The organism is Streptomyces sp. MBT65, assembly GCF_016612545.1.
Lineage (GTDB): Bacteria > Actinomycetota > Actinomycetes > Streptomycetales > Streptomycetaceae > Streptomyces.
In genome coordinates, this window is record NZ_JAENRY010000315.1 from 1 (window position 1) to 9,917 (window position 9,917).

Below are 9,917 nucleotides of genomic sequence, written 5' to 3' on the forward strand. Positions count from 1 at the left end.
ACCCAGCGCGAACCCCCCGCCCAACCGCCGCGCCACCAGCACATACAACAAGATCACCGGCGTCGAATAGACAACGGAGAACGCGGCCAACTGCCCGTACGCCACCATCCCCCGATTCCCGAAGAACTCGTTGATGCTCACGCTCGCCGGCATCTGGTCCGGCGAGAGCAGCAGCATGAACGGGACGAAGAAGTTCCCCCACATCATCACGAACGAGAAGACGGTCACCACCGCCACCCCCGGCCCCATCAGCGGCAGAACGATCCGCATGAGCGACTGGAGCGACGACGCCCCGTCGGTCCACGCCGCCTCCTCCAGTTCCTTCGGTACGCCGTCCATGAAGTTCTTCATCAGCCAGATGGCGAAGGGGAGTTGGGACGCGGCGAAGAAGAAGATCGTGCCCTGCATGGTGTCGATGAGATTCACCTGCACGAACAACGCGTACACCGGCACCATGATCGCCGTGATCGGAAGGCTCGTCGCGAAGAGGATCGTCAGAAGGAAGGGGCGGTTCAGGCGGGAGCGGAAGCGGGACAGCGGGTACGCCGCCAGCGCCGAGCACACCACCGTCAGCAGCGTTCCGAAGCCGCACAGGATCAGGCTGTTGAGGAGGGGGGTGAAGGTGATGTCCGAGTTCAGGATCGCGTGGAAGTTGTCCAGGGTGAGGCCGTCAGGGGCCTTCACCTTGAGGTCCGCGTGGGCGTCGAGGGACGACAGGACCACCCACAGCAGCGGCAGCGCGAACGTCGCCGCGACCAGTAGCAGACCCGCGTCCGCCGCCAGGCGGCGGCTCTTGCGGCGGGAGGAGACGGTAAGTGCCATGGGTCAGACCTCCGTTCGCAGCAGACGCATGTAGATCACCGAGAAGAGCGAGCCGACCAGGAGCAGGAGCAGCGCGACCGCCGTGGCGTAGCCGATCATGCTGTTCTGGAAGGCCTGTTCGTACATGTAGAGGGGAAGGGTCTGGCTCTTGTCTCCCGGGCCGCCTCTCGTCATCACCCAGATCAGGCCGAAGACGGACAGGGTCTGGAGGGTGTTCAGCATCAGGTTCGTGCCGATCGAACGGCGGATCATCGGCAGCGTGATGTGCCACATACGGCGCCAGCCGCCCGCGCCGTCGACCTCGGCGGCTTCGGTGATCTCCTGGGGGATCTCGTCCAGGGCGGCCGAGTAGACCAGCATCGAGAAGGCCGTGCCCCGCCACACGTTCGCGAACGACACCGCGAGGATCGGGAGCGTGAACAGCCAGTTCTGGGACGGGAGATGGAGCCAGTCAAGGATGGCGTTCAGGGTGCCTTCGCGGCGGAAGAAGGCGTAGAGGAGGAAGCCGGCCACCACCTCCGGGAGGACCCAGGCCGTGATGACGATCGCGCCCGTGAGCGTGCGGACCGGTTTCGACGCGCGCTGCATGAGCGTGGCGAGCGCCAGACCGAGGGTGTTCTGGCCGACCAGCGACGACAACACCGTGAACACCAGTGTCAGCCATACCGCGTTGAGGAATTCCGCGTCCTTGAAGGCCGTACGGAAATTCTCGAAGCCTACGAAGGACGAGTGGGCCTGGCCGGTGAGTTGGAGGTCGGTGAAGGCGATGTAGGCGCAGTAGCCGATCGGGACGGCCAGGAAGAGGAGCAGGAGGATCAACGCGGGCGAGAGGGGGAGGAGTTGGGTGAGGACGCGGCGGAGGGTGCGGTGGTCGTTGCGGGGGTGTTGTCGCTGGTGCGCGGAGTGTCGGGGGACCGGGCCCGGGGCGGACTTCGTCGCGTCCGGGCCCGCCGCTTGCCGGGGTGCGGTGGTCACTTCTGGATGACCTGGTTGCCCGTGGCCGACTTGAGTTCGTCGTCGTACGAACTCGCCGCCTTGTCCACCGACATGTCACCCGTCGTCACGCCCTCCATCGCCTCCTGGATGGCGGTGGAGACCTTCGGGTACGCCGGGTAGGCGGGCCGGTAGTGCGTGCTCGCGACGAGGTCCGTGAAGAACTTGATGCCGGGCTGGGCGGTCGCGTAGGCGGGGTCGGCGGCGACGTCCTTCCGCACGGAGATACCGGAGTTGGCGATGTACCACTTCTCCGCGTTCGCCTTCGTCTGCATCGTCTTGACGAAGTCGAAGGCGAGATCGGGATTGCCGGCCTTGCTGGGGATGGCCCAGGTCCAGCCGCCGGACATGCTCACCTTGCCGGGCGCCTGGCCGTGCTGGGTCGGCATGTAGGCGAGCCCCAACTCCTGTGACCACTGCGGCCATTCGTGCCCGCTGCCCTTCAACCAGGCCTGCGGCAGCCACGATCCGTCGAGGGCGATGCCGAGTTTGCCCTTGGGGAGGAGTTCACCGGCCACGTACGTCTGGATGTTGGGGTCGAGCGCGTCGGACACGTCCGGGCCGAGCTTCTCCTTGTACACCGTGTGCACGAAGGAGAGCGCGTCCTTGAAACCCTGGGTGCCGGCGATCCACTTCTTCGACGACGTGTCGTAGAGCGGGTCCGTGGTGCCGTCGTTCGTCCCGTAGAGCAGCATCTCGAAGCCCTGCATGGTGGCGGCTTCGCCGGCGGGTTTGCCGGTGTAGACGTTGAGGGGGGTGACGTTCGGGACCTTCTGCTTGATGGTGCGGGCCGCGGCGAGGACGTCGTCCCAGGTCTTCGGCTGCCAATTCGCGGGCAGGCCCGCCTTCTTGAAGATCCCCTTGTCGAACCAGAGTCCGCGTGTGTCCGTCCCGTCCGGCACGCCGTACGTCTTCCCGTCCTCGGCCTTGGCGGCGGACTGCGCGGTGTCGACGAACTGGCTCCAGTCCGGCCACTTGGCGAGGTAGGGGTCGAGGGGCTTCAAGTACCCGGAGGTGATGTCGCTGTTGATGAGGAACGTGTCCTCGTAGACCAGGTCCGGGGCGGTCTTGGGGGAGCGGAGCATCTGCTGGAGCTTGGTGTAGTACTCCGAGTCCGGGGCCTTGATCGGGACGAGCTCGACCTTCTTGCCGGGGTACTGCTTCTCGAACTGCTTCTTGATGTCGGCGAGGTAGGTGTCCATCACCTTGATGGAGTTGTCCGTCGACTGCTTGAAGGAGATCTTGACGGTGTCGGGGCTGCTGCCGGAGCCGGTGCCGCAGGCGGTGAGGGTGGTTGCGGCGAGGGCGAGAGCAACTAGGGGTGTGAGAAGGGCAGTTCGGTGGGGGCGGGCGGCGGTGGGGCGCACGGGCAGGACCTCCTACGGCTCACTTCGTTGTGGCCTGGGCCTGGGGGGATGGCTGCCCGGTGAAGGTAAGTGGAGTGGTCTAGTCAGGTCAATGAGTCTGCGCGGGATTGGGAGAGAGCGGCTTCGGTGCGGGCGTTGGCTCGGGTGAAGGCGTCGGCCGACTGGAGGTAGTGGGTGCGGGCCTCGGTGGGGCGGGTGGCCTGCTGGTGGACGAGGGCCAGGTTGTAGAGAGTCTGGCCCGTCCCGTACCAGTCGTCGATCTCGCGGTAACCCTCCAGAGCCTTCTCGTATGCCTGAACCGCGTCCTCTGCCCGGCCCATGTCCCCCAGGGCGTTGCCGAGGTTGTTCCAGGCGATGGCCTCGCGGGGGCGGTCCCCGACGGTCTCGTACAGGTCGCGGGCCCGGTTGTGGGCGTCGATGGCCTCCTCCGCCCGGCCCGCCTTCCGTAGGGTGCTGCCGAGGTTGTTCCACGCGGTGGCTTCGCGGTGGCGGTTCCCCTCGGCCTGGCGGAGGTCGCGGGCGCGGGTGTGGGCATTGATCGCCTCCTCCACCTGGCCCCTCTGCTGCAGGGCGATGCCAAGGTTGTCCCACGCGGTTGCCTCGCCGCGACGGTCCTCGATGGCTTGGTACAGGTCGCGGGCGCGGGTGTGAGCGTCGATCGCCTCCTCCGTCCGGTCTGTATGCCGCAGGGCGATGCCGAGGCTGGTCCACGCGCTGGCCTCGTCCACTCGGCTACCGGTGTCATGGGCAGCTTCCCGCGCGATACTGCACACCGTGATCTTGTCGTCGAAAAGACGTCGCCAATCCAGATACTCCGCCAGACACTGCGACAGCCGCACTGCTGTCTTCGCGTACCGCTCCTCCCGCGCCCACTGCACCGCCGCCACCAACCCTGCCCGTTCGGAATCCAGCCATGCCAACGCTGCGGCCCGATCCCCAAACCGCTCCGGCACCGCCATCCCTGGCAGCCACAGCAACCGGTCATCCGCCGCGTCCGCCCACCGGTGGTAGAACTCCAACACCCGCTCCCGCGCAGCCTCCCCCTCCTCCCACAAGCTCGCATCCCCCTTGGCTACACCCGCCCCGAACGCCCGCACCAAGTCGTGCACCCGCCACCGCATGGCGAGAGCCGTCCCGTCGACGCGGCGAACCGGTGAGACGAGATGGGTAGCGGCCAGCTCCTCCAACAGGCAGAGCGCGGGTTCCAGTTCGAGGTCGACCAAGGCTGCGATCGCCTCCGCACCGGTCTCCGCCCCCGGAGCAAGGCACAACAACCGCAGCAACCGAGCCTGGTTGGGCGACAGTCGGCGATACGACGTCTCCAACACAGGGCGCAGCACAAGTGTCCGGCCGTACAGGTCTGCCCCGGGGCTGCCCTTGTCGAGTACGGCCGTCGGATCCCCGGCCTCCCTGATCTCGGTCACCAACGAAGCGATGTCACGGTGTCTGCGCATGCGCAACATGCCGGCCGCGATCTGGAGAGCCAGCGGCAAGTGCCCGCAAAGGTCGGCCAGTTCGCGTAGTGCGCCCGGCTCCCGCTCCGGGCGTTCGTCGCGCTCGTCGGTGTCGTACAGGGCACGGGTCACCAGGGCGACCGACTCCTCCGGGGCGAGCGTCTCCAGGTCGATGAGGCGCACAGGAAGGGCGTTGGGGCGGTCCCGGGACGTGACAAGTACCCGGTGGCGATCCGTGCCCGGCAACAACGGCACGTACTGCGACGGGTCCGACGCGTTGTCCAGGATCAGCAGCATCCGTTCCCGCCGCTCGGCAAGGAGCGCTCGGTACGCGTCGTACTGCCGTTCCGCCGTAGGAGGCAGATCCTGGCCCCGCACACCCAGCGCGTCGAGCAGCGCCAGTACCGCCTGATCGGCCGTGACCGGGTCGTCGTCGTAACCGCGCAGGTCCACGAAGAGCGACCCGCCGGGGAACCAGCCCCGCGCGCGGACCTGGTGCGCCGCCTCCACGGCCAGCGCGGTCTTGCCGATGCCTCCCATGCCGGTGACGGCGAAGATGAGCAGCGGGAGGGTGTTCGTGTCGTCCGTGCCGGGTGCCAAGTGCGGGAGCAGACGGTTCAGTTCGGCCGAGCGCCCGATGAAACCGAGCGGTCGTTGCGGCAGGGTCGCGCTCGCCTTGGGAACCGGCCCGTGAGTGGTACCCCTACCCCCGCCCGTCGACCCGCTTCCCGACGACGGGCCCGTTGAAGGTCCCACCCCGGAAGTCGATGTGATCTCCGCCGTACGTTGTTGTTCCGCCGCCACCCCGATGGGGCTCCTCCTCGGCGCCGCCGGAACCCTCGCGCGGCCGGTGCTTGCGCAGCAGCGCCACCGTCACCAACGCCGCCTGCTCAGCCGCCCGTTGCTGGGAGCCCGAGGCGTCGGCCTTGTGCTTGGCCGCGTCGGCTCGGTCGCTGATGCCCCGGACGACCAAGGCATTCAACTGACCGTTCAGATGGGCCGCTTGGAGCGCCCCGAACCCCTCCATCTCGATCGCACCGGCGTCGTTGTAGTTGCTGCGGATGAACCGGGCGATCTCGGACTCGGCGTCCGCCAACACCACATCGCCCGTAGCGATCGGCATGAAGTGCGCCCGTACGTCGGCCATGTCCCGTACCGCGGAACGGGCCGCCTGTTCGAGCGCGTGCGAGCCCGGCAGGGCCTTCGGCCGGACCCGGAATCCCCCGGGTTCCCGCTTCCCGCCGTAGATCTCGTACACCTGCGTCCCCACGACGACATCACCCAACCCGATGTCGTCCTTCAGGCTCCCGGCGACACCCACGAACAACACGGCTTCCGGATGCAGCCAGTTGATGAGTTGGGAGGTGAGCGCGGCGGCCCGGTCGGCGCCTACGCCCAGTTCGCTGAGGGCAACATGCCAAGGGGTGCCGGGGAGTTGACCCCGTTCGACTCGGGTTCCGTCGCGGTGGACGAGTTCCTCTCGCTCCTCGACGTACGCGCGAACGGCGGCGTATTCGAGGGGGAGTGCGGTCAGGACGAGGACTGTGGGCTGCGGCTCCGGCACACTCATAAGGTACTGCGGGGGAAGGGAATCGAGTGCCGGAACAGGACGTAACGGTCGGGCAGTTGCTGCTCGCCGAGTACCAGAGCATCAAGGACGAGCAGAAGGCGCGGATCGGGTTCCGGGACAACCTGCTCTACGTCACCTTGGGCGTCGTGGCCGCCGTCATCGCCGCCGCCGCGCAGGCCAAGCAGGCGTCGATGCTGCTGGCGTTGCCGCCGGTGTGTGTCGTGCTCGGGTGGACGTACCTCGTGAACGACCAGAAGATCTCGGCGATCGGGGCGTACGTCCGCGATCAACTCGGGCCGCGGCTTGCGGTGTTGGCCCAACCGGGCGGTGGGTTCGAGGCGTTCGGGTGGGAGACCGCGCACCGGGGGGACCGGCGGCGCGGGTCCCGGAAGGCGGTTCAGGTCGTGGTGGACCTGACGGCGTTCTGCGCGGTGCCGTTGGCCGCGTTGGTGGTGTTCTGGGTGGATGCGGGGAGCGGGTTGCTTCTTGCCATCTCCGGGTTGGAGGCGGTCGCCGTGGCGGGGCTGGCCTGGCAGGTCGTCTGGTACGCGAAGGCCGCGTGAACTCCCGTCCCAGCCTCTACCGTTGACCCCCTGGGGGCGGGCGGCGCGAGCCTGGTACGGAACGGTGGGAACGGCGGGACAAGTGCATGAAAGCTGCGCTGGTGGAGGCCTTGTCGGCGGGGGCCGGTGGGGACGCGGGGCGTCGTGCGGTGGTGGAGCTTGCGCGGAAGGTGGGGCTCGACGGCGGGGCGTCCGGGCGTGAGATTGCCGAGGCGGCGAATGATCCCGCTTGGCGTGATGCCGTACGGGAGTGGGGGGAGGCGCTGGCTGAGCTGCTCTCCGCTGATCCGGGTGGTGTGGCCGGTGCGGTTGCGCGAGCCATGGGGACTGGGGCCGCGGCTTCTTGGTACGACGGGGATCATGCGGACTTCCGGGGTGGGGTGTTTCTGCGGGAGGTCGTTGGCGTACAGGTCGTGATTCAGGGGGGTGGGGCCGCTGTGCCCGAGGCGTTGGCCGGGTTGCCGCCGAGGCCGGGGGGATTCAGCGGGCGGGAGGCGGAGACGGCGGCGTTGTTGCGGGCGTTGGATCCGGCCGGGGAGTCGGGGGAGATGCCGGCGGTTCTTGTGGCCGCTGTGTCCGGACTCGGTGGGATTGGGAAGACCGCGCTGGCTGTCGAGACCGCGTATCTGGCGTGTGCGCGGGGGTGGTTTCCGGGTGGGGTGCTGTTCATTGACCTGCATGGGTACGACCAGGAGCCGGTGACCTCCGACCGGGCGCTTCAGGCTTTGTTGCGGGCTCTTGGCATTCCGCCGGAGCACATTCCCGCTACGGCTGACGAGCGGGTCGCGCTCTACCGTTCGGCGCTGGCGGGGCGTGCGCGGGAGCGGGGTGCGGTGCTTGTCCTGGCTGACAATGCTTCGTCGCCGGATCAGATGCGGCCGTTGTTGCCGGGGGATGGACGGCATCGGGTGCTGGTCACGTCCCGGGATCGGTTGGCTCAACTGGGGGTGCGGCTGGTGCCGTTGGACCAGCTCACGGCGGCGGAGGCGTACGAACTTCTCGATCGGGCGTTGCGGATCGCCGACCCGGACGACACGCGGGTGATCGATGACCCCGATGGAGTTGAGCAACTCGCCTTGCTGTGCGGGCATTTGCCGCTCGCGTTGCAGATCGCCGCCGCGTTGCTGGCGGAGGACTCGGGCAAGCCGGTCACCGAACTCGTCGCGGAACTGGGTGAGTCACGTGATCGTCTCGCTCATCTTGACGACGGTGAACGGAGCGTTCGTGCCGCCTTTGAACTCTCCTATCGTCGGTTGCCGCCCGAGCAGGCTCGGTTGTTGCGGCTGCTCGCCCTTGCTCCGGGGCCGGAGGTGAGTGACGAGGTCGTTGCCGCGCTGGTCGGGGCCGAGATGCCTCCGGGGCGGGAGTTGAGGGCGTTGGCCCGTGCGCATCTCGTTGAGCGGGGGAGTGGGCGCGGGTGGTGGCGGGTGCATGACCTTGTGCGGGCATTCGGGGTGAGGGTGGTGGCCGGGGATGCCGGGTTGCGGGAGGAGGGGGATGCGGCGCGGGAGCGGGTGTTGGCGTTCTACTACCGGTGGGCGGATGCGGCTGATGACCGGTTGCGGTGGCTGCCGGGGATGGTGGAGCCGGAGCAGTTTGCGGACCAGGCGGGGGCGTTGGCGTGGTTTGACGGGGAGCGGGCGGGGTTGGTGGCGGCGGTGCAGTGGGCACGGGACGAGCAGCTCGCGACCAGGGCTGTATTGCTGTCCTGGACTCTGGCGATATACCTGAACTGGCGGCGGTATTTCGATGACTTGATCGCAGTCGCAAAGGTCGCAAGAGTGGCCGCCCACAACGCCGAGGACAGTCTCAGCGAGGGCACCGCATGGAACAGCCTCGGCATCGCTCTGCGGCAGGCCGGTCGGGCACAAGAAGCCATCGACGCTCACACCCACGCACGTGACCTGTTCCAGGTCCTCGGGAACCGCGAGGACGAGGCCAGCGCGTGGAACAACCTCGGTAGCGCTTTACGGGAGGCGGGCCGGGTGGAGGAGGCGGTCGACGCTCACACCCACGCACGTGACCTGTTCCAGGTCCTCGGGAACCGCAACGACGAGGCTGGCGCATGGAACAACCTCGGTAACGCTCTGCTTGAGGCGGGCCGGATGGAGGAGTCGATCGAGGCGTACGACAGGGCCTCCGAGATCTTCCGGGAATTCGAGGACTGGTTCAGCGAGGGTCTGTCTCTCTACAACCTGGCCCTCGTCTATGAGGACGCACACCACCACGCCGAAGCCCGTACCGCCTATCTACAGTCCGCCGACGCTTTCACCCGAGCCAACGCCCCGACCGAAGCCGCCGAATCCCGCACCCTCGCCGCAGAACTCGAACCCGACCCCCCACTCACCCCTTAACCCACCGATACTGCAGCTCAGGCCGCCCCACAGTCCCGTACTGCGGACTCCGCGCCGCCCTCCCCGCCTCCACCAAATGCTCCAAATACCGCCTGGCAGTAATCCGAGAAATCCCCACAGCCACCGCCACCCCCGCCGCAGTAAGCCCCTCCCCACAATCCCGCAGCGCGACCGTCACCCGCTCCAACGTCGGCGCACTCAACCCCTTCGGCAGCGCCGCAGGCGACGGCGCCCGCAAGGCAGCCAACGCCCGGTCCACCTCGTCCTGACCGCTCGCCTCACCCGCCGCCGCATGGAACTCGGCATACCGCACCAGCCGATCCCGCAGCGTGGCGAAAGTGAACGGCTTCAGCACGTACTGCACGACCCCCAGCGACACCCCCTCCCGCACGACGGCCAGATCCCGCGCCGAGGTCACCGCGATGACGTCCGCGTGATAGCCGGCCGCCCGCAAGGACCGAGCCAGTTGCAGCCCATGCGCGTCCGGCAGATGCAGATCCAGCAGCAACAGGTCCACCTGCGTACGCTCCAGCGCCCGCCGAGCCTCCGCCCCGGTATGCGCCTTGCCCACCGCCACGAACCCCGGCACCCGGCCTACGTACATCACGTGCGCGTCGGCGGCGACGGGATCGTCCTCGACGATGAGGACACGGATCGGCTCGGCCGTAGTCATGAGGTACCACCTTCGGAAACAGAACCCTGAAACGAGGCCCGAGCACGACCCGCACCCGCACCCGAATCCGCACCTGCACCCGAATCCGGACCCGCCCCCGAATCCGGACCCATCCCCACCC

The 9,917-nt window shown here is 67.9% G+C and carries 8 protein-coding genes; 2 read left to right on the forward strand and 6 right to left on the reverse strand.

From position 1 onward, the window contains the following. The 5 genes from JHN63_RS42375 to JHN63_RS42395 all read right to left on the reverse strand — a co-directional run. A partial coding sequence (locus JHN63_RS42375) for a carbohydrate ABC transporter permease (RefSeq protein WP_200690462.1) occupies window positions 1–822 on the reverse strand: 822 nt, incomplete at its 3' end. A gap of 3 nt (window positions 823–825) precedes the next feature. Beyond that, window positions 826–1,797 carry a carbohydrate ABC transporter permease gene (locus JHN63_RS42380; protein ID WP_200690463.1) on the reverse strand — a complete coding sequence of 324 codons (972 nt, stop codon included), beginning with the start codon at window positions 1,795–1,797 and terminating at the stop codon, window positions 826–828. Beyond that, complete coding sequence (locus JHN63_RS42385) at window positions 1,794–3,188, reverse strand: extracellular solute-binding protein (protein ID WP_200690469.1); 1,395 nt, start codon at window positions 3,186–3,188, stop codon at window positions 1,794–1,796. Before JHN63_RS42385 ends, JHN63_RS42380 begins: the two co-directional genes overlap by 4 nt. A 77-nt stretch (window positions 3,189–3,265) precedes the next feature. Next, the gene (locus JHN63_RS42390) at window positions 3,266–5,176 is read right to left on the reverse strand and encodes a tetratricopeptide repeat protein (protein ID WP_234478504.1); all 1,911 of its coding nucleotides are present in this window, start codon (window positions 5,174–5,176) and stop codon (window positions 3,266–3,268) included. 163 nt (window positions 5,177–5,339) lie between these two features. Further along, complete coding sequence (locus tag JHN63_RS42395) at window positions 5,340–6,206, reverse strand: 5'-methylthioadenosine/S-adenosylhomocysteine nucleosidase (RefSeq protein ID WP_200690465.1); 867 nt, start codon at window positions 6,204–6,206, stop codon at window positions 5,340–5,342. A gap of 26 nt (window positions 6,207–6,232) precedes the next feature. Here JHN63_RS42395 and JHN63_RS42400 point away from each other — a divergent pair, with 26 nt between their 5' ends. Beyond that, window positions 6,233–6,769 (forward strand): hypothetical protein, encoded by a 537-nt coding sequence (locus JHN63_RS42400; protein ID WP_200690466.1) that lies wholly within the window; start codon window positions 6,233–6,235, stop codon window positions 6,767–6,769. An 86-nt stretch (window positions 6,770–6,855) separates the two neighbouring features. Next, complete coding sequence (locus JHN63_RS42405) at window positions 6,856–9,123, forward strand: tetratricopeptide repeat protein (protein ID WP_200690467.1); 2,268 nt, start codon at window positions 6,856–6,858, stop codon at window positions 9,121–9,123. Here the strand turns inward: JHN63_RS42405 and JHN63_RS42410 are convergent. Beyond that, a complete protein-coding gene (locus JHN63_RS42410; protein WP_200690468.1) occupies window positions 9,113–9,796 on the reverse strand; it encodes a response regulator in 684 nt (227 codons plus the stop codon). The genes JHN63_RS42405 and JHN63_RS42410 overlap by 11 nt on opposite strands. Between the last annotated feature and the right edge of the window lie 121 nt (window positions 9,797–9,917).